The organism is Streptomyces sp. NPDC050508 (assembly GCF_040655155.1).
In the GTDB taxonomy this organism is placed as follows: Bacteria; Actinomycetota; Actinomycetes; order Streptomycetales; family Streptomycetaceae; genus Streptomyces.
Genome location: NZ_JBFAJJ010000003.1, coordinates 195,910 through 216,189 on the forward strand (window position 1 = coordinate 195,910; position 20,280 = coordinate 216,189).

At 72.0% G+C, this 20,280-nt stretch carries 16 protein-coding genes; 13 read left to right on the forward strand and 3 right to left on the reverse strand.

The features are described from left to right. Window positions 1-18: 18 nt before the first annotated feature. On the reverse strand, window positions 19-1,899 hold the full coding sequence (locus tag AB0I69_RS10445) for a BTAD domain-containing putative transcriptional regulator (protein WP_363095192.1): 1,881 nt from the start codon (window positions 1,897-1,899) through the stop codon (window positions 19-21). 144 nt (window positions 1,900-2,043) lie between these two features. On the opposite strand from AB0I69_RS10445, the gene AB0I69_RS10450 reads away from it, so the two are divergent. Further along, window positions 2,044-2,676: a TetR/AcrR family transcriptional regulator gene (locus AB0I69_RS10450; RefSeq protein WP_363095193.1), complete on the forward strand. Its 633-nt coding sequence runs from the start codon at window positions 2,044-2,046 to the stop codon at window positions 2,674-2,676. 25 nt (window positions 2,677-2,701) lie between these two features. Here the strand turns inward: AB0I69_RS10450 and AB0I69_RS10455 are convergent, their stop codons facing one another. Together AB0I69_RS10455 and AB0I69_RS10460 are read right to left on the reverse strand one after the other, a co-directional pair. Further along, window positions 2,702-4,972: a DUF4157 domain-containing protein gene (locus AB0I69_RS10455; RefSeq protein WP_363095194.1), complete on the reverse strand. Its 2,271-nt coding sequence runs from the start codon at window positions 4,970-4,972 to the stop codon at window positions 2,702-2,704. A gap of 31 nt (window positions 4,973-5,003) precedes the next feature. Continuing rightward, window positions 5,004-6,464 (reverse strand): RICIN domain-containing protein, encoded by a 1,461-nt coding sequence (locus AB0I69_RS10460; protein WP_363095195.1) that lies wholly within the window; start codon window positions 6,462-6,464, stop codon window positions 5,004-5,006. 275 nt (window positions 6,465-6,739) lie between these two features. Here AB0I69_RS10460 and AB0I69_RS10465 point away from each other — a divergent pair, with 275 nt between their 5' ends. The 12 genes from AB0I69_RS10465 (at window position 6,740) to AB0I69_RS10520 (ending at window position 20,253) form a co-directional block, all read left to right on the forward strand. After that, complete coding sequence (locus tag AB0I69_RS10465) at window positions 6,740-8,287, forward strand: phage tail sheath subtilisin-like domain-containing protein (RefSeq protein ID WP_359610221.1); 1,548 nt, start codon at window positions 6,740-6,742, stop codon at window positions 8,285-8,287. Between the two features lie 59 nt (window positions 8,288-8,346). After that, a complete protein-coding gene (locus AB0I69_RS10470; protein ID WP_352345023.1) occupies window positions 8,347-8,790 on the forward strand; it encodes a phage tail protein in 444 nt (147 codons plus the stop codon). Beyond that, window positions 8,790-9,266, forward strand: a complete 477-nt coding sequence (locus AB0I69_RS10475; RefSeq protein WP_363095572.1) for a hypothetical protein — start codon at window positions 8,790-8,792, stop codon at window positions 9,264-9,266. Before AB0I69_RS10470 ends, AB0I69_RS10475 begins: the two co-directional genes overlap by 1 nt. Continuing rightward, complete coding sequence (locus AB0I69_RS10480; protein WP_359610220.1) at window positions 9,263-9,415, forward strand: DUF6760 family protein; 153 nt, start codon at window positions 9,263-9,265, stop codon at window positions 9,413-9,415. Before AB0I69_RS10475 ends, AB0I69_RS10480 begins: the two co-directional genes overlap by 4 nt. A 3,270-nt stretch (window positions 9,416-12,685) precedes the next feature. Next, window positions 12,686-12,883, forward strand: a complete 198-nt coding sequence (locus AB0I69_RS10485; protein ID WP_363095196.1) for a hypothetical protein — start codon at window positions 12,686-12,688, stop codon at window positions 12,881-12,883. Between the two features lie 62 nt (window positions 12,884-12,945). After that, the gene (locus tag AB0I69_RS10490) at window positions 12,946-13,383 is read left to right on the forward strand and encodes a phage tail protein (RefSeq protein ID WP_363095197.1); all 438 of its coding nucleotides are present in this window, start codon (window positions 12,946-12,948) and stop codon (window positions 13,381-13,383) included. Next, window positions 13,383-14,123, forward strand: coding sequence for a LysM peptidoglycan-binding domain-containing protein (locus AB0I69_RS10495; protein ID WP_363095198.1), 741 nt, complete (start codon window positions 13,383-13,385; stop codon window positions 14,121-14,123). Before AB0I69_RS10490 ends, AB0I69_RS10495 begins: the two co-directional genes overlap by 1 nt. Then, the gene (locus AB0I69_RS10500) at window positions 14,120-15,979 is read left to right on the forward strand and encodes a VgrG-related protein (RefSeq protein ID WP_363095199.1); all 1,860 of its coding nucleotides are present in this window, start codon (window positions 14,120-14,122) and stop codon (window positions 15,977-15,979) included. The genes AB0I69_RS10495 and AB0I69_RS10500 overlap by 4 nt, the downstream gene beginning before the upstream one ends. Then, entirely contained in the window at window positions 15,979-16,386 is a 408-nt protein-coding gene (locus AB0I69_RS10505; RefSeq protein ID WP_363095200.1) for a GPW/gp25 family protein, read from the forward strand. The genes AB0I69_RS10500 and AB0I69_RS10505 overlap by 1 nt, the downstream gene beginning before the upstream one ends. A gap of 5 nt (window positions 16,387-16,391) precedes the next feature. Further along, the gene (locus AB0I69_RS10510; protein ID WP_363095573.1) at window positions 16,392-18,353 is read left to right on the forward strand and encodes a putative baseplate assembly protein; all 1,962 of its coding nucleotides are present in this window, start codon (window positions 16,392-16,394) and stop codon (window positions 18,351-18,353) included. Beyond that, complete coding sequence (locus AB0I69_RS10515) at window positions 18,350-18,895, forward strand: phage tail protein (protein ID WP_363095201.1); 546 nt, start codon at window positions 18,350-18,352, stop codon at window positions 18,893-18,895. Before AB0I69_RS10510 ends, AB0I69_RS10515 begins: the two co-directional genes overlap by 4 nt. Before the next feature lie 554 nt (window positions 18,896-19,449). Then, window positions 19,450-20,253, forward strand: a complete 804-nt coding sequence (locus AB0I69_RS10520; RefSeq protein WP_363095202.1) for a hypothetical protein — start codon at window positions 19,450-19,452, stop codon at window positions 20,251-20,253. The last annotated feature ends 27 nt before the right edge of the window (window positions 20,254-20,280 follow it).

Consider the following 20,280-nt stretch of genomic DNA (forward strand, 5'->3'; position numbering starts at 1 on the left):
TCCTCTCCCATCAGTCGACTACGGCGAGGCGGGCGACGCCCCGGCTCCCACGGGGATCGACGCCGCGGCCGTGACGTTGGCGGCGTAGGTACGCACAAGGGCGTGCCACTGATGGCGACCCGGCCGGGACGCCTGGAGCAGGCCCACGTGGTTGAGTTCGGTGAGGAGGGTCCGGGCGGCAGGTGCGGACGCGGCCGTGAGCGCCGACACGTCTTCGGCCCCGATGTCGTCGCCCGGTTCGAGGGCAGGCGCGAGAGAGCGGAAGAGACAGGCTGCCGCGGGACTGAGTTCGCGGTAGGAGCGCGCGAGGGTCTCACTCACGCTGGCCTCGACGGACCGCAACACCTCTGCGGTGTCACGGAGTTGGAGATCACCGTGTGCGGCGGCACCGACACCCGCGTACGCGAGCGCGAGCGGCAGTCGGTCACACCGCTCGACCAGGGCGTCGATGGCCCGGGGGTCCGCGTCACCCATCCGGCCACCGAAGTGTGTCGCCAGATGTGCCCGCGCTTCGTGTCGCGCGGGCAGACCGACCGGGACGAGGTGGGCTCCCACCGCGGTCCGCAGCGCGGTCATGCGCGGTCGGCTCGTGATCAGGGCGATGCTGCCGCGGGAACCGGGCAGTAGGTCGTGGAGTTGGTCGACGTCTCGGGCGTCGTCGAGCACGACGAGTACACGCCGGTCTCGCAGCAGGGTCCGGTACAGGCCGGCCATCGCCTGCCGGCCCTGCGGAATGCGTCTCGGATCGACTCCGAGGCCGCTGATCAGTTCGCGCAGCGCCGTCTCGGGAGTCAGCGGGTGGGCGTCCTCGGCGAAGCCCCTCAGATCGAGGTGGAGCTGGCCGTCCGGACAGTCCGGAAGCAGTGTGTGAGCCAGGTGCAGGGCCAGCGCGGTCTTGCCGACGCCGGGCATTCCGTCGAAGGCCACGATCGCCGGCTCCGGCCGGGACGAGCTGATCAGTCTCATCACGTCGGACAGGATGTCGGCGCGGCCGACGAAGAACGGCAGACGGGGCGGCAACTGTGCGGGCCGTTCGTGGAGCGGACCGTAGCCCCGCGCGGAGCCGGGGCGCGACCGGCCGGCCGCCGGTTCCCGCGTGGCGCCTATGAGTTGGTACGCCGACCGCAGGAGAGGGCTGGGGGCGATGCCCAACTCGTCGGCGAGCCGCGAGCGGATCGAGCGATAGGCCGACAGGGCCTCGCTGCGATGGCCGGCCAGGGCCAGGTTCGCGACCAGTTCGGCATGCACGGGCTCGTGCAGCGGACCGATGGCGGTGGCCTGCCACAGGGGATCGAGGACGAGGTGGGAACGCGACAGTTTCCGTGCCAGTTCGCCGGTTTCGACCGCCCACTGCAGGTACTCGCGGTCGAGTGCCGTGAAGACCGCCTGGGCGACGGGGGTCTCGGCCAGGTCGTCGCCGGCTGGACCGTGCCACAGCCGGAGGGCATCCACACTCCTTCGCAGCGAAGCGTCACCGTCACCTTCGGCGAGGCTCAGCCGGGCGTCGGAGGCCGCGCGTCTGAACGCCGACAGATCGAGCATGTCCGGCGAGGCGTCGAGGCGATATCCCGATCCGCTGCGCAGCAGCCATCGGCCGGAGGAACGGGTACGGAGGTCCGGCTCCAGAAGGCGACGCAGCGCGCCGACGTACTTGTGCACCGTGTTGACCGCGCTCAGTGGCGGGACGTCGCCCCACAGCAGGCCGACCATCTCGCTCATGCTGACCGGGTTGCCGACCCGGGCCAGCAGCAGCGCCAGCGCGCACCGCTGCATCCGTGGCCCCGCGTCCAGCTCGACGCCATCACGCCACAACCGGAGCGGACCGAGGATCTGCAGGGACAGGGTCCCCGACGCATCGCCGGTACCGGTCTCCCCAGTGTTCCGTGCAACCGTCGTCATGGTTCTCCCCACCTCATGTTCGAGTCATCGTGGGACAACATGCGCATCGCGTCGAACCGATCCTCCACCTTCTGGAGTCAGACTCCAGTAACTGGATGATACCTCTGGTTACGAAGTCCGGGCTCTGTTCGCTAGAATCTCGGTATGGATGGCGCCGCAGCCCGCCCTCGCCACGAGGAGTACCCGGACCAGACCCGTGCCGCCGTGGTTGACGCAGCGCGTCAGCTCTTCGCGGAGAGAGGCTTCTACCAGACGACGGTCCAGGAGATCGCGAAGCTGAGCCGGGTCTCTCCGGCGACCGTGTACGCGCAGTGCGGCGGCAAGCAGGGCTTGCTGCGCTCGCTCATGGACCGCTGGACGCGGACTCCGACGGTCGAGGAGTCCGTGCAGGAGTCGCTCTCCGGCGACGATCCCGCGCTGGTGATGGGAACCCTGACCGCCGCCTACCTCCACATCACCAAGGAGTGGGGCGACGTGATCCAGGTGGTCATCGATGTCGCGCCGCACGACGAGGAGTCCAGGGCGGTGCTGGCCACCGCCCACAAGCGGCACAATCAGCGCCTCCTGGCGATCTGCCGTCATCTTGAGGACATCGGTGCCTTGCGCGACGACGTCGACGCGCGGACGGCGACCCGGATCATCACCTACTACTACGGTCTCGACGGCCTGCTGCGAACCCGCGAGGTGTTCGGCTGGTCGCTGGAGCGATCGAACGAGTGGCTCTCCACCCGGGTGACGGCCGCCGTCCTGCGGTCGCCGGCCGAGCCCGGGGGATGAGTTCCCGAGGGCGTTCACCATGCCGTCAGAAACTCATGCGGCGTTCCGGCTTCGTCGGCTTCGGCTTCGGCTTCGGAGGCGGGATCTTCGCCTGCAAGTTGAGCACCTTCGACAGCCGCTTCAGGTATGCGGAATCCTCGTCCGTGGACTTCGTCGACGCGAGCGGGGTGGTACCGTCCCAGCGTTCCGTCGGCTCCCAGTCGTTGCGTTGGCCGGTCGGCACCACCGTTCCGTCGGGTCCCTGCTGCGTGACGGCACCCATCCGCCGTTGCCGTGGGTCATCGGCGGTGACAGTGATCGCCATGGCGGCTTCGATCAGGGCCTGAGCGGCGTGCTGCCAGGAGTACTGCTCCAGCGTCTCCCGCAGCTTCTTGGCGTCCTCACGCCTCTTGGGCAGCTCGTTCACCAGCTTCTCGATGGCGTCGGCCCAGGCCTGGGCCCGGGCATCCCGGCTTTCGGTGGTCTGCCCGCCCGTGCCCCGGTCGATCTCGACGGGGGCGTTCACCACACTGGGCACGCCGAGTTCCCCCAGACGCTCAAGGAACTGAGCCGCGCCGCTCTCCCCGTTGACGAGAACCGGAATGCCACGGCCCGCGCCCTCGGTGGCCACCAGGCCGAACCCCTCGTGCAGGGAGGGCATGATCAGTGCGTCGGCGTCCGTGCGGTCCTGGTCCAGCTCCTTGGCAATCGTCGTGAAGGGCAGCATGGTGACGCCGCCCTCGCCGTACTGACTGATGATGTTCTGCCAGTGCTTGTACTCCGTCGGCTTTTTGCCCGGATCGGGGCCGCCGCGGACGGTCAGGTGCGCATCGACCCCCCTGCGTCGGAGGATGCCGATCGCCTGGACCGCTGCCTCGACCCCCTTGATCTCGTCCTCGGCCCGGCCCGGCAGCAGCAGCTTGAGTCCTGTCGGCCCCTGCTTCTCTCCGTCGCTCCGGCCGGACGGACCCGACTCGACGAGTGGCCCGATCGGTGTCCCGGGAACGAATTCGTGCACGGCCGGAACGCGGATGATCTGCTGCGACAGCCGCTCGGCCTCCTTCGCGAGCAGCGGGCCGACGCCGGCGACGAGGTCGGCACGGTGCATCGCCGTGCGTTCGGCCTTGGACTTCCTGCCGGCCGACTGCCGTTCGTTCTTGATCACGTCGAGCCGTAGCGGGCTGGTGTGCAGGAAGTGCACGAGACGCGCCCGCGGGTACCACGCCTTCCGGATCGCCTCGGCGCCGGGACCGGAGAACCGGGAGTGTCCGATGATCACGTCGAAGGCGTCCTTGTCCTGGGGCAGACGGGGGTCCGGACTCCCACTCTTCGTGAGACCCACCAGCGCGTCACGCGGCTGCACGCCCGCCGGTGCCGGGATGTTGACGATGTGGGGTCGGGCGCCTCCCAGCTCCGGCGGGGCGCTGTGTTCACTCAACTTCTTGCCCTCGTCGTAGGGGTCGGGGTCGACGGTCAGCATGGTCACGTCGTACTGCGGAGCGAGGCCCTTCACCAGTTCCATGTTGAACACGGGGACTCCGCCCAGCCCCAGCCCGCTGACGTCGGACACCACGAGGACCCGTGTCCGGGGCGCGGCGGTGGCCTGCTCCTCGTCCGCCTGGACCCGTTGGACGTGCCCGGTGGGCGGGGTCGCCGAGGACCGTGCGGCGTGCCGCTCCGGGGCCCGCGCCACCACGGGAGCGGGGCCGGCCACGGCCCGGACCGCGTTGGCCTCAGCGGCCCGTTCGAACCGGTCGGACGGGTCGGAGACGCGCAGGCCGGTGCCGTTGTCCGTCCCCGCGACGGGGCCAGAGCGCTGCTGGATCACATGGGTCAGTTCGTGGGCGAGGGTGTGCCGGTCGGTACCGCCCGCGCCGAGGACGACATGGCTGCCGGAGGTGTAGGCACGGGCGCCGATCTCGGCGGCGGAGCGCTGTGCGGTGGGACCCGTGTGCAGCCGTACGTCGGAGAAGTCGGCGCCGAGCCGGGCCTCCATGTCGGTGCGGACGGGGTCGGCCAGCGGGCGGCCGGGGCCGCGGAGCACCTCGGGCACGGAGGAACGCCGCGCCTCGGGGGCGGCCGGCTCCGAGGAGCGCTGCACCCCGGCCCGGTGGCCGCACCCCGCGCCGTGCACGTGCCGGGCCTCGTCGACCGCGCGCAGGACGGCAGCATTGCCCGCGGCCCGTTGCAGCGCCGCGATGCGTGCCGGGGAGAGGACACCCGGTGAACCGCCTTGTTCCGTACGGGAGTCGGGAACCCGGGACGGCGACCGGGGCTCGGCCTTCTCGGGCTGGTGGGGCTGGACGCGGGGGCGCACGGCGACCCGCCTTTCTGTCGAGGGGTGGACCTCAGGACTTCCCGAGCCGCCACTGCTGGATGGAGGCGAAGCGGTCGTCGCAGGCCAGGGCCTGGACCTGGGTGTTGTCGCCGGTGTTGGTCAGGCACTCGCCGGTCTGGGCGTTGACGATCGTCACCACGCCGTCCGACACGGGTTGCAGCCGCCAGCGCTGGAGTGCGGGGACCTGACCTTGGCGTACGGCCTGGTCGCCGCCCTGGACCGCGCGGATCTGCACCTGCGGCTGCCCGTCGGCCTTGTCGAGCACACTGTCCGGCGAGCTGCCGGGGGTGAGGGCCACCGTGCCGTCGGAGAAGGGGAGTTGGGCCCAGAACTGGTTGAGACCCTGCTGTTTGCCCGTCCAGTCGGAGACCACGACCGGGGTGCCGTCGTCGGTCCGGCCGTCCTGCACGGTGAGGTCCTTGCCGTTCTGCACGCTTCGGATGGTGACCACCGTGTTGCCGGCCTGGTCCGTGGCCTGCTCCCCGGCGTTCTGGTTCTGATCGCCGCCCTGTTGTGAGCCGCTCTGCTGGTTCTGCTGCTGTGCCGCGGACTGCGAGGGCGAGGGTGACGGCGAGGGAGCGGCGGCCGACGGGCTGGGCACCGACGGTGGCGCCTGGGTGGCCGGCGCGGGCGGCAGCACGGTCGCCGGAGCCGCGGCCGCCGCCTGCTGGACCACCGCGTTCGAGACGAGCGACGGTCGCGGAATGAACCAGAGCGCGGCGAACACCCCCGCCGCGGCCAGCAGCAGGCCGAGCAGTACGAGCAGCCACTTCGGGAACAGCGCCAACCGTACGAAGGTGCCGCGCAGTTGGGCGGGCGGGATCACTCCGGGAGACCCGGGGAACGCGGAGGTCCCGGGGGTTCCCTCCGTCGTGGGTGTCACGGTCAGCGCGAACGGATACCGCTCCGGCCGGCCGAACAGCTTCACCCCGCCCGGCCGGATCCGCACCCGGGTGAGCCGGGTCCGCCCCTGTGCGACCCGCACCGTCTCGGGAACGGGGCGGAACGTCAGCACATCCTCGTCGTCCTTGCCCGAGATCCCGGCCGGCAGCGGCGAGTTGCCGAGGTTGTCGACCGCCACCCGGGGCCGTCCGGAGAGCCTGCCGCGCACGGTGACCGGCAGCAGTTCGGCCCGCATCTCGCCGAACGCCGAGACGGTGAGGGTGCCTTCGGCGACGTTGGACAGGTCCGGGTTCTCGCGCGGGTGCACGAGGACGCCGAACCGGGACGTGCCGGCCGTGGTGCGCGCCGAGCGCGGCGGGGTGAACACGACCTCGGCCGAGCCCTCGTCCCCGGGGTAGAGCCGCAGCGTGTCGGGGGCGACCAGCGTCCACTCGGCGGGATCGCCGACGACGGAGAGCCGGTACTCCTCGACGGTGTCGCCGTCGTTGCGCAGCCGCAGGGTCGCGGTCGCACTCGATCCGGGGTCGACTGCGGACGAAGCGGGTTCAAGGGAGGCGAAGGTCGTCACGCGGCCACGGTAGGAAGCGGTCCGACGGCACGGCAGAAGCAGCCGGGCAGGGTCCGATGGCCGTGCGGAAGACCGAACGGCCACTGAACGGCCCCGCTCTCCACAGCAGTTGGCCGTCCCACGAGCCCGGTCGGATCCGGTGTCCTTGGCGGCGGTGGCCGTACGGCCACGGCGGTCGGGCCCAAGAGCCTGTCGGGCGGCCGTTTCCCGAGGGGCCCGCCCGCGCCAGCCTGGTTCGTACGCAATCACCAGCTGTCACGCAAGGAGAAGCCGCCATGCCCACCTATCTCTCCCCCGGCGTCTACGTCGAGGAGGTGGCCAGTGGGTCCCGCCCCATCGAAGGGGTCGGCACCTCGGTGGCCGCCTTCGTGGGCCTGGCCCCGACCGGACCGCTGAACGAGCCCACCCTGGTGACGAACTGGTCCCAGTACACCGCCGCCTTCGGCGACTTCACCGAGGGCCTGCTGCTGGCCCACGCGGTGTACGGGTACTTCAACAACGGCGGTTCGGCCGCGTATGTCGTACGGGTCGGGGGCGCCGGCCCGGCCGGCTCCGGCGGGCGCCCGGCGATCGAGCCGTCGGGCCGGGAGGCCGCCCTCGGCACCTTCCGTGTCTCCTCGCTGAACGGCGCGAACCTCGGCGGCTCGCCCGTGGTCGAGGTCTCCGACACCTCCGGTGAGGGGCCCGACGACCGGTTCACGCTCACCGTCAAGGACGGCGACAAGGTCCTGGAGACCTTCGACGTCTCGGCGAAGAAGAGCAACCGCAACTACGTCGTCACCCAGGTCAAGCAGCGCTCCAAGCTGATCGCCGTCGAAGAGACCGCGTCCGCCGGGCAGTTGGCGCGGCCGGGGAACGGAACCGTGCAACTGGCCGCCGTACCCGCGTCCGTGCCGGCCGTGGCGCAGGAGCGCCTCAACAGCGGCCAGTTCCTCGGCGACCCCGCCGACCGGACCGGTTTCGGCGGTCTTGAGGCGCTGGACGCGGTCACCATGGTCGCCGTCCCCGACCTGATGGCCGCGTACGAGCGCGGAGCCATCGACCTGGACGCCGTCAAGGCGGTCCAGCTGGGGATGATCGCGCACTGCGAGCTGATGGGCGACCGGATGGCGATCCTGGACCCGCCCCCGGGCATGAACGCCCAGCAGATCCGCGAGTGGCGCCAGGACACGGCGGGCTACGACTCCTCGCACGCCGCCCTCTACTACCCCTGGATCAAGGTCTTCGACCCGTCCGGCGGCCGGCAGCGCCTGGTCCCGCCGAGCGGTCACATGGCGGGCATCTGGTCCCGCAACGACTCCGAGCGCGGGGTGCACAAGGCGCCCGCGAACGAGATCGTACGAGGCGCGGTGGACCTGGAACTGCAGATCACCCGCGGTGAGCAGGACACCCTCAACCCCATCGGCGTCAACTGCATCCGGGCCTTCCCCGGCCGCGGCATCCGCGTGTGGGGCGCCCGTACGGTCGCCTCCGACCCGGCCTGGCGCTACCTGAACGTGCGCCGCTACTTCAACTACCTGGAGGAGTCGATCCTCGCGGGCACCCAGTGGGTGGTCTTCGAGCCCAACGACGAGGCGCTGTGGGCCCGGATCCGCCGCAACGTGTCGGCCTTCCTCGTGAACGAGTGGCGGGCCGGGGCCCTGTTCGGCTCCCGCCCCGAGGAGGCGTTCTACGTCAAGTGCGACGCCGAGACCAACCCGCCGGAGTCGGTGGACGTCGGACGTGTGGTGTGCGAGGTCGGCATCGCGCCGGTCAAGCCCGCCGAGTTCGTGGTGTTCCGGCTCGCCCAGTTCTCGGACGGGACGGGCGAGTTGGCCGAATAGCTCATCCCGACCACCCGCCAACCCTTTGTTCCTGATCTCGGAAAGAGAAGCGAACCAGCATGTCCCTTCAGCCCGGTGACGCCCTCACCTCACACAACTTCGGCCTCCAGATCGACGGCGTCATGGTCGAGTACCTCCAGGAGGTCAGCGGCCTCTCCGTCGAGCAGGACGTCATCGAGTACCAGCAGGTCTCGGCCGACGGCAAGCCCGTCACGAAGAAGATGCCCGGCGTGAAGAAGGCCGGCGAGTGCACGGTCACCCGCGGGATGACCGAGTCGGCGGCGTTCACGTCGTGGATCAACGACTCCATCGCCGGGAACATGGGCGCCGCGCGCAAGAACGCGACGATCATGATGATGGACTACCAGAACAGCCCGGTGAAGCGCTACAACATGCGCAACGCCTGGTGCAGCAAGGTGGAGACCAGCGGGGTCAAGGCCGGAGACACCTCCGCGCTGACCGAGCAGGTGACCATCGTCTTCGAAGAGCTGGTCATCGAGTGATCAGGCGTACGGCCGCGCGAGCGGGCGGCACGGCCACGGCGGAGGCACCGGCTTCCGAGCCGGTGGCCCCCGTGGCGCCCCCATCTCCTACGTCGCCCGCGACAGCCCTGCGGACGGAGTTCTCCTTCGAGCTGCCGCGCGGGTACGTCGACGAGTCGGGGACGCTCCACCGGGCCGGCACCATGCGGCTGTCCACGGCCCGGGACGAACTCGTCCCCCTGCGGGACATCCGGGTCCAGGAGAACCCCGCCTACCTGTCGGTGGTCCTGCTGGGCCGTGTCATCACCCGCCTGGGCACGCTGCCCTCGGTGCACGACGGGGTGGTGGAGAACATGTTCGCCTCCGACCTCGCGTTCCTCCAGGACTTCTACCGGCAGATCAACGCGGAGGGCCACACCCGGGCGGCGGTGTCCTGTCCGCACTGCTCGGAGTCCTTCGAGGTGGAACTGGCCGGGAGCCGCCTGGGGGAATCGTGACGTACGCGACCGGCCGCCTGCACGAGGAGGTCGCGTACCTCGCCTTCCATCTGGGCTGGGGGCTGGGCGAGTTGCTGGATCTGGAACACGCGGACCGCAGGGGATACGTCGAGCGGACCGCGGCACTGCTGAGCCGCGAGGAGGGGTGAATCGACATGGCGGGGTTGTTGGCCGGGGTGTGGGGGCGGGTGCGAGGGGCTGCGCCCGGCTCCGATGCGGGGGTGCCGAGTGGGTCGGGTGAGCTCGCTCCCTCCCGTTCCTCCGGCGTGGAATGGCGGTCGACGGCTCCGGTGCAGCGGGTGCTGGGGGCCATGTCCCCGGTGGTGACGCTGGACTTCGCCGGTGGGCTGGCCACACACGGGAACCCGGCGCTGACCGGGGGGATCGTGGCCCCCGGCGGTGGAATGCGGGTCCTGGACGACGGCGGGCGGGGAGCTGACACCGGCGGCGGCCCGGCCCACGGGCCGCGCATCGGGGCACGGTCCGCGGTGGCTGGGCCGAGCAGGGTCCAGGGGGCGGGCGCACCGGTGAGGGCGGGCGGATCGGGTGGAGTGCAGCGGGCGAGGGCGGGGGGACCGGTTGGCGGTTCCGCCCCTGCGATGCCCGGCACGCCGAACAGTCCGAGCAAGTCACATGAGTCGCACGTTCCGTTCAACGAGGCGGGGCGCCCCGCTGTCCATCTCTCCAAGCCCTCCATGCCGTCCGGTTCCTTGGACTCATCCCGTACATCCGGCGCGGAGTCCGGCACCGGGGAGCCGTCGGCCCGACGTGTCGCACGAGCCGTACCCTCGCGGACCGCGAGGCCGCCGTTGCTCACCGCGCCGCCGGTCACTCCCCCTCGACGGCTGGCGATCGCCGGCGGGGCGGGTTCCACGGTCGCGCGGCGTATGTCGTCAGCGGGATCTCCTGAAGCCGCGCGAATCCAGGACGCCTCCGACGCGGGGGGCGTCGGCGGAGCCGAGGTCCGGTCGGCCACCATCCGCGATGCCGCTGACGTCGTAGAACGATCCTCTTCGAGCGGGACCGGTCCCGGTCCGGGCCCGGTGGGTTCCACCTCTGTACAACGTTCCACGTCCGGCGGGTCCGCGGTTTCGGGACCCGCGGAGAGGGTGCCCGGCGCGGCGGGGACCGGTCGGCCGCGAGCCGGGCTCGGTGCACCGCTGACTCCGGTGGCGCCCCGCGACACCGAAACCGACGCCGTCCCCGCGCAGCGCGTCCAGGTCCACGACGGGCCGGCCGGCACCACCGTGGTGTCACGTCGTACCGGGCTCGGTGCGCCGCTGCGTCCGGCGCCGTCGGCCACCCCGGCCATGCCCGACACTCCCGCACGACGGCCCGTCCCCGTCGGCCCACCCGCGTCGGCCACTGTGCCTCCGACCGCTCAGCGGGCGCATACGACGGCTGCCCCGCAGACGCCGTCCGGCCCGGTCACCGTGTCGCCGTCGACTGCGCCACCGTCCGCTCGTACGACCGCTGTTCCGTCGGCGGCCCGTACGGCGGGCGACGGCGTGCCCGGCTCGCGTTCGGTCCGCCCTGCCGACGACTCGGCCCCGGCTCCCCCAACGCCCGCTGTACAGCTGCTTCGTGCGGCTGATGCCCTGTCACCGACCACTACGGCAGGCGCACCCTCGTCGGCTCGCGAACCGGTGGACTCCGGCGGCGGTCCGGCGGGCTCGGTGCGGCTGTCCCGGCGGGAGCGTCCGCACCCGGAGAAGAGCGCCGGCCCGGTTCCCACCACCGACGCGGATCACGTGAGCCGATCCGCGTCCTCCGAACACGGCGCGGCGGACCCACCCCCTGGTCCGCCGCGTCGTCCCACCGTCCAGCCGCGCACGGTGCCCGGTGCGGCGGAGTCGAAAACACCGGAGACGCCGGTGACAGCGTCACGGACCTCCGCCCGCGCCGGGCGGTCCTCAGCGGACCCCGAGTCCGCGCACTCCGTACGGCGACCTGGCGTCGGCCCCGCATCCGCGCCGGTTCAGCGACGGAAAGGCGCCACCACGACCGCTGAACTTTCGGCACATGATGGTGACCGCGGTCCTTCGCAGCCGAGGCTCACCACCCCAGCCCAGCTCTCCGTCCCGACCCGCCCCGTTGCGACCGCCGCTTCCGCAGCCCTCACCTCCGCGCCCACCAACCTGCCCACCACAGCGGCAGATTCCACCGCGCCCATCATTTCGCGCGCGCTCGCCGGACCTCCAACGCCCACACCTCCGCCCACACCGGCGAACCCCGCCGAGCTCATCGCCCCCACCCGCACCACCACGGCGACCGGCTCCGCCGCACCGACCATTTCCCGCGCGCCCGCCACCAGCTCCGAGGCCGCCCGTTCCGCCCCGCCTGCCCCCGGCGCCCCTGTACCGGCCACCGACTCCGTCGCGCCGGTGCCGTCCGCCGCCCCCTCCGTGCCGACACCGTCCACCGCACCCGTCGAGCTCCCCACCCCTGTCGTGACGGCCGGTTCCGTCGCGCGGAGCGTGGCACTCGCCCCGCGCGGCCCCCGTGTTCCACAAACCATCCGCCCCATGGCGGCCACCCGTATGGCTACGGTTCTGTCTCCGGCGGTGCAACGCTCTTCCGGGGCTGCGCCGCATGCTCAACCTCCGGCGCCGACAAGGCTGTTGGCGGTTCCGTCAGCGCAGAGCGTTCCAGTCGCCCGCTCGAAGGAGCCCACGAACTCAGGCATCGGTCCCGCCGACACGTATTGCGTGACGGAGCCCGTCGAAGCGTCCGTCGCCCCTGAGGGATCCCGTGCCGCCCCCGCAGCCGGCGGTACGGCGAACCCTGCAGTCGGGCGTCGGTCCGGACCGACGCCCGTCCAACAGCGCCGCTCGAACGCGCGACCCGAGAACCGTGCGGCCCAGGTCGGCCGAAGACTCCATGCCGCACCTGGCGTCCCCCGCAGCACCGCCGAACCGACGACACCCGCCCCGTCGGCGGCACCCGCCACGGCCTCCGTCCAGAGGCGCCCGTTGACGACCACCGGGTTCTCCCCCTCAGCGCTTCTCGCCTCAGCGTCTCAGAGCGCTGTCGAGGCGACCTCACTCACCTTCGACCCGGCCGGATCATTCTCCGGCCCGGCATCAGCCACCGCCGCGACAGCGTCGCCGAACGCACCCGCACCACACGCAGACCGACCGCCGCTCCAGCGGGCGCAACGTCTGACGCCCTTGCCGCGAACCGTCGTTCGGACCTCCGCACCACCCGTCGCACCCCGTCCTCCCCGGGCGCGCCGGTCGGTGGTCCCGGCATCGTCGGCCCCCGCCGTGACCACCCGATCCACCACCCCAGTCCAGAGAGCTGACGCCACCCAGCCGCCGACGCCTCCGACCGGCCCGCCCACGGTACGGACCGCCCAGGCTTCACCCTCGCCCGCAAACCGTCCCGCCCCGACACCACCTCCACGCCCACCGGCCCCCGTGCAACGCCAGACCCCGGCACCCCCCGCACCGCAGCACCTCCGGGCTCCCGCACCTCCCGGCTCCGCTCTCGACGCCCTGCCTCCCGAATCCCTCGACGCCCTCGCCCGTTCCCTCCTGGAACCCCTCTCCCGCCTCCTGCGCTCCGAACTCCGCGGCGACCGCGAACGCCTCGGCCGTCTCCGCGACGCGCTCTGACCCACAGCCCCGTCACCCCGCGGTCGACGGCTCAACGACCCAAGGATTCAAGGACCTCAGCCATGCCAACCCCTCTGGACCCCGCCTCCACCGTCTTCTTCCGGCTCTCCATCGACGGCCTGGACCTCGGTCTCTTCAACAGCTGCGAGGGGCTCGCCTCCGAGGTGCAGGTGGAGCAGCACGAAGAGGGCGGCAACAACGGGTTCGTATGGCAGTTGCCGTCGCGGGTGACGTACCCCACCATCCGGCTCACCCGGCCGCTCACCCCGGACACGGGAAAGGCCGCCGCGTGGATCTCGTCCGTCGCCGTCGGGATCACCCGGCCGACCGGCCAGATCGCCGCACTGCGCGCGGACGGCTCCGTCGTCGCGCAGTGGGGTCTCGTCGAGGTGCTGCCCGTGCGATGGCAGGGACCCAGCATGGACCCGGCCAACCCCGGCGTCGCCACCGAGACCCTGGAGATCGCCCACCACGGCTTCACCGACGCCAGGGGCACCTGATGCCCTCCACCGGCGCCAACAACAGCCTCGTACGGGCCCGTCTCAGCATCCACCATCCGCCGAGCGGATCGAGTCGCACCCTGGGCGGCCGGATCGGCGAGGTCGAGTTCCAGTTCAACCCGAGCCAGTTGGAGCTCTCCCGTTCGGCCTCCTGGTACGCCCAGCGGGCCGTCGGCTTCGACCGCGGTGCCCAGCAGGAGTTCTCCGGCGCCGACCCGGCCTCGCTGGCCGTCGAGGTCTTCCTCGATGCCTCGGCCACCCCCACCACCCCCCAAGTCCGCAAGAAGGTCGAGCAGTTGCTCTCCTGCTGTGAGGTCGATCCGCAGAGCCTGCCGACCAATCGGCCGTCGCCGCCATGGGTGCGCTTCTCGTGGGGCGGCTTCAGCACCGTCCAGTTCACCGCGTACGTGGAGAGCGTCAGCGCCGCCTACTCGCTGTTCAGTCCGACCGGGGAGCCTCTTCGGGCCACGTGCCGGCTGTCGCTCAAGGAGATCCCGACGCCGACCAAGGGCCAGAACCCCACCTCCGGCGCCCTGACCGCCCAGCGTGTCCACCGCGTGGTCGTCGGCGACTCACTCCCCTCGCTGGCCTGGCGCGAGTACGGCAACGCCACGCGCTGGCGTGCCATCGCCGAGGCGAACGGTATCGACGACCCCATGCGACTGCGGCCCGGCAGCGAACTCCTGCTGCCGTCCGCCGACGACGTACGACGAGGACGAGAGCCAGGCGGAACACCATGACGACGAAATCCTTCACGACGGTCCTGAAAGTGCTGGTCCAGGGCTCCCCGCTGCCCGACCCGGTGGCCGGGCGGCTCGTCTCCGCCTGGATCGACACGAGCGTGAACGTGCCGGCCGCCTTCCGGCTCGTCTTCAGCGACCCGGGCCGTGATCTGCTGAGCACCTTCCCGGCGCTCACGGTCGGCGCGAAGACGGAACTGATCCCCTACACGGACGGCACCAAGGGCCTGCCGCTGCTCACCGGCGAGGTCACCGCCCTGGAGGCCGACGCCGACGGAACGGGCAAGTCGCTGATCGTCCGCGGCTACGACCCCGGCCACCGGCTCCTGCGCAACCGCCGCGTCGCCGGGTACCCGAACATGACCGCCGCCGACATCGTGCGCCGCCTCGCCACCCAGAACGGGCTCAGGACCGGCACGATCGACCCGACCCCGACCGTCTACGAACTCGCCACCCAACCCAACCTCACCGACTGGGACTTCCTCACCCGTCTGGCCCGCGAGAACGACGTCCACCTGTACTTCGACGAGGAGGGCCGCCTCCAGTTCACCGCGCTGCGCACGGCCTCCGGCGCGCCCGCCGACTCCACTCCGTCCCGACAGAGCCCCTACGTCCTGGAGTTCGGCGCCAACGCCACCAACAGCCGGGTCTCCGTCACCGCCGCCGGGCAGGTCCCCTCGGTCTCGGTGCGCGGCTGGGACGTACAGACCAAACGGCCCCTGTCCGCCGACGCGCCGGCCACCGCGAGCACACAGATCCTCACGGACACCACCCCCGCACAGCTCGGCACCCCGTTCGGCGCCGCCTCGCTCACCGGCACGGCGGTCCCGTACACCACACAGGCCCAAGTGCGGCACGCCGCCCAGGCGTTGGCGGACGATGTCACCGGCTCCTTCGCCGAGCTGGAGATCGCCGTCGACGGCAATCCCGAACTGCGGCCGGGGGTGCCGGTGGCACTCAACGGCGCGGGCTCGCCGTTCGAGGGCAAGTACACCGTCACGGGCGTACGGCACGTCTTCGCGTCCGGACAGCAGTACACGACGTGGGTGCAGGTGAGCGGGCGTCAGTTCCGTTCGCTGTACGGGCTGGCGGCCGGCTCCCAGGAGGCGCCCGCCCTGCCCGGAGTCGTCGTCGCCGTCGTCAGCAACATCAAGGATCCGCTGAAGATGGGCCGGGTCAAGCTGCGCTTCCCCTGGCTGTCCGACACGTACGAGAGCGACTGGTGCCGGGTGGCGCAGTTCGGCGGGGTGCGTGGGGGCGGGCTGATCCTGCCCGAGGTGAACGACGAGGTGCTGGCCGCCTTCGACCGGGGCTCACTGGAGCACCCGTACGTCCTGGCCGGTCTCTACAACGGTGTCGACAAGCTGCCCCGCATCAAGGAGGGCAGCCCGCCCGTCGACGCCACCAGCGGCACCGTCAACTGGCGGAGCCTGGCCTCGCGCAGCGGCCAGGCCGTCGAACTGCTCGACGACGGCCGCAGAGCGCGGGGCGTACGGCTGCGCACCGGCGACGGGGCGCTCACCGTCCACCTCGACCAGAACCGTACGACCGTGACGATCCGCAGCGACGGCAGCGTCACCATCCAGGGAGCGCGCGGTGTCGACGTGAAGGCGGGCGGCGACCTGAATCTCACGGCGGTACGAGCCGTGAACATCTCCGCCGGGGCCGCGCTGAACCTCAAGGCCGGCGGCAAGGTCGAGCTGGCGGCGGGCGGCGCGGTGTCGCTGGACGCGGTGGGCGCGGCGAGCATCAAGGCGGTCGGGCCGGTCTCGCTGGTCTCGGCGGCCAACGCGTCCGTCACCGCGGCGACCGTGACACTGAGCGGTGTCACCCTGGCCAACGGGGTGCCGTTCTGATGGGCGAGCAGTTCGTCGGCGCGGGCTGGGCGTTCCCGCTGCACACCGATGCCTCCGGCTCCATCGCCCTGGTCCGCCGGGAACGGGAGATCGAGGAGTCCATCCGGCTCGTACTCGCCACCGCGCCCGGAGAGCGGCCCATGCGGCCCGAATTCGGCTGCGCCGTCCACGACTTGGTCTTCGCACCGGTCAACGAGGCGACCGCCGGGCGCATCGGCTACGAGGTGCGGACCAGCCTGGAGCGCTGGGAACCCCGCATCGACGTGGCCGAGGTCGCTGTCACCGCGTCCGCCGACGACCCGGCGGTGCTGCTGATCGACGTCCGGTACGCGATCCGCGGCACCAGCAATCCGCGCAGCCTGGTCTTCCCCTTCTACGTGATCCCGTCCAGCGAAGGCGATGCGTGACTCCCATGGCCCTGCCCGCCCCCAACCTCGACGACCGGCACTTCCAGCAGTTCGTCGACGACGCCAAGCGCTACATCCAGCAGCGCGCCCCGGAGTGGACCGACCACAACGTCTCCGACCCCGGCATCACCCTCGTCGAAGCCGTCGCCTACATGACCGACCAACTCGTCTACCGCCTCAACCGGGTCCCGGACAAGAACTACCTGTCCTTCCTGGACCTACTGGGGGTGACGCTCTTCCCGCCGTCGGCGGCCCGCGCCGACGTCACCTTCTGGCTGTCGGCCGCCCAGACCGAACCCGTGCTGCTGCCCGCCGGAACCGAGGTGGCCACTCAGCGCACCGAGACCCAGGAAGCGGTCGTCTTCACCACCGAACAGGACCTGACCGTGCCGCCCTGCTCACTCCGGCGCGTGCTGCGGCAGGAGAACAAGGGGAGCCCCCAGGACCGTACGAGTGCCGTCCTGGGAACCACCGACGTGCCGGCCTTCGCCGCGAAACCGCAGCCCGGGGACGTGCTGCTGTTCGGTCTGTCCGCCGCGGTCCCCGACTGCGCGGTGGTGCTCGCCCTGGACAGCCGTGTCGACGGCGTCGGAGTGGACCCCCGCCAGCCGCCGCTCGCCTGGGAAGCGCGGACGGCGGCGGGATGGGAGCCGTGCGACGTGGACGAGGACACGACCGGGGGTCTCAACCGGGCCGGTGAGGTGATCCTGCACGTGCCCGGCGGACACACGCTCTCCCAACTCGGCCAGCACGAGGCGGGCTGGCTGCGCTGCCGGGTCCTGGAGCCGGCCCGCAACCAGCCGTTCTACGCCGCCACCCCGACCATCCGGTCCGCCGCCGCCTACACCATCGGCGGCACCGTCCGTGCCGTGCACGCGGTCGAGGTCCGCGACGAGCGGCTCGGGGAGTCGTCAGGGGCGCCCGGGCAGCGGATGCGGCTCGGGCAGGCGCCGATCGTCGCGGACGATCCGCCGCTGGAGGTCGAGGTGGCGGAGGGCGGCGACGGCGGCTGGCAGGCGTGGCGGATCGTCTCCGACTTCGCGGCCTCCGGGCCCTCGGACCGGCATCTGCGGGTCGACGCGACGACCGGGGAGATCACCTTCGGACCGTCCGTGCGGCAACCGGACGGCAGTATGCGGCAGTTCGGGGCGGTGCCCGCCAAGGGTGCCGTGGTGCGGGCCGCGCGCTATCGGGCCGGGGGCGGTCGCGGCGGCAATGTCTCGCGCGGTCGGCTCCAGGTTCTGCGCAGCTCCATCCCGTACATCGCCCGGGTGGAGAACCGGGAGGCCGCCCGCGGCGGGATCGACGGGGAGACCGTCGAGGAGGCCAAGGTCCGCGCGCCGATCGTGCTGCGGGCGCAGGAGCGGGCGGTGACCTCGCGGGACTACGAGGAGCTGGCCCGGCAGGCGGCGCCCGAGACCGCGCGGATCATGTGCCTGGGTGCGGAGTCGGACACGGACGGGGAGGGCGCCGTACGGGTTCTCGTGGTGCCCCGGGCCGTGCCCGATCCCGGCGGCCGGCTCCGCTTCGAGCAACTCGTCCCGGAGGACGAGCTGTTGGCGCGGGTGACGCGCCATCTGGACGAACGCCGCCCGCTGGGGACGCGACTGGCCGTCGGGCCGCCCTACTACCAGGGCGTCTCGGTCACGGCGACGCTGCACGCCTACCGGAGCGTCTCCGCGCAGGAGGTGCGGACCGCCGCGCTCGACTCCCTGTACGCCTATCTGGATCCGCTGATCGGCGGGGCGGACGGGAGCGGGTGGCCGTTCGGCCGGCCCCTCCGGTCGGGGGAGATCTTCGCCGCGCTGCAACGCGTGCCGGGCGTGGAGCTGGTGGACGAGGTGGATCTGTGCCCCGCCGACCCGCTGACGGGGCGCCGCGGCGAGCCGACGGACCGCATCGAACTGACCGGCTCCGCCCTGCTGTTCCCGTACGACCACCGCGTCCGAGTGATCGGGGACCGATGAACTCCCCTGTTGTCTCCCCCTGCCCGCTGCGGGACCAACTGCCGGGTGTGTACGCGGAGGACGGCTTCGCCGGAGTGTTCGCGGACGGGCTGGACACGATGCAGGCCCCGGTGCTCAACGCGCTGGACTGCCTGGACGCCTACTTCCGCCCCGGACTCGCACCCGTCCACTTCCTGGACTGGATCGGCGGCTGGGTCGGAGCCGAACTGGACGGCCTGGCAACGGAATCCGCCCGGCGGGAAGCCGTCGGAACGGCGATGGCACTGCACCGGCGCCGCGGGACGGCGTACGGGCTGGAGGCCGCGATCCGACTCGCCTTCGACATCACACCCGAGATCACCGAAAGCGGCGGCGCGGCCTGGTCGGCCCGGCCGCGTGGCCCGTTCCCCGGCGATCCGCGCCCGGGCCTGCGGGTGGTCGTGCGGGTCCCCGACCCCGCGGCTTTCGACATCCGACGCCTGGAAACCCTGGTCGCCGCGGCCCGCCCGGCGCATCTGCCCTTCACCGTCGAGGTGCTGGCTGAGAGGACTGACAAGAGATGAGCGAGAAGCCGACGGCCGATGGGCTGTGCCCGGTGTGCGGAACCCCCGGTCCCGGGAGCGGGGAGTCGTTCTGCGAGGTCTGCGGAACCTTGGTGGACTGGGACGCCGTTGAGGCTCCGGCCACCGGACCGACGGCCGCCCCTTCCGGTTCCGCGTCAACGGGATCAGGGGCGGGGCCCGTGTCCGGCGCACCGTCCACCGCCTCCGTGCCCCCGGAAGAGCGATCCGGCGAGCGGCGGCCCGGCGCCGACGGGACCTTGGCGACGACCTTCGTCTCACGCGCGGAACGCGTCGGCGGCGCCTCGCGCCCGCCGGCCGGGGACCCGTCCGGTTCCGCCGGGAGGGCCGCTACGACGCGAGGACCCGGCACGGGAGATGCGGCAGGGGGCTCGGCACGTCGTCCCGGCGGCGAGACATCCGGTGCGGGAGCGGCACCGGTTCCGCCGCCCGAGTCGACGACAAGCTCCGGAGAGGCGGTTGCCGTATCTCCCGGTGAGCCGGAACCTGCCCGGCCGGCGGAGGCCGGGGGCCGGACACGGGCCAGGGCGCTCCTCGTGCCCGTGGCCGGGGCGGAGGCCGCTGCCCCGGACGTACCCGCCGTGCTGCCCGGCCGCCCCGAGCCCGCGCGGCCGAGTGTGCGCGCCGCGACGGCGGAGGAGGAGACCGGCATCACCTGCTGGCGGTGCGGGGTGCGGAACAGCCCGGACCGTACGTTCTGCCGGAACGACGGCGCCCCGCTGGACCGCAGCGGAGCGCAGACACCGTCGGCGGCCCGTCGGCGGGGCGAGCGTTTCGCGGGATGGCGGCCCCGCGTGCCCTGGAGGCGGGTGCTGGTCGTCGTCGGTGGCGTCGCCGTGCTGGCGGGTGCCGCGTTCCTGACGCCGACCGTGATCGGTGCGGTACGCGACCACTTCACCGCCCCCGACCCGCTGCCGCCCGCCGCGGTGAGCGCGTCGAACTCCGACGCCGCACACCCCGCGCGGTCCGCTTTCGACGGAGTCAGCAACAGCTGGTGGGGGCCCGGCTTCTCCGGTGCCTCCGCGGGTCAGTACCTCCAGGCGAACTACAGTCGGCCCGTCGACCTGAAGAAGATGATCATCACGCCCGGTGTCTCGACCCGCTCCGCCGATCTCAATGTCCAGGCCCGCCCCGAGAGCTTCGACCTGCTCCTCACCGACGCCTCGGGCCGCACCTCGCTGACGCGTCACACACTCGCGGACGGCGGCCCTCAGATCGTCGACGCCGCGATGGACGACGTCGTACAGGTCGACATGATCCTGCGCGACGCGTACGGCACGGCCCAGACCAAGCAGGTGGCGATCGCCGAGGTCGAGATGTTCGGCCGCACCCCGAGCTGAACCGGCCGGTATCGGGGTGGGCGGTCG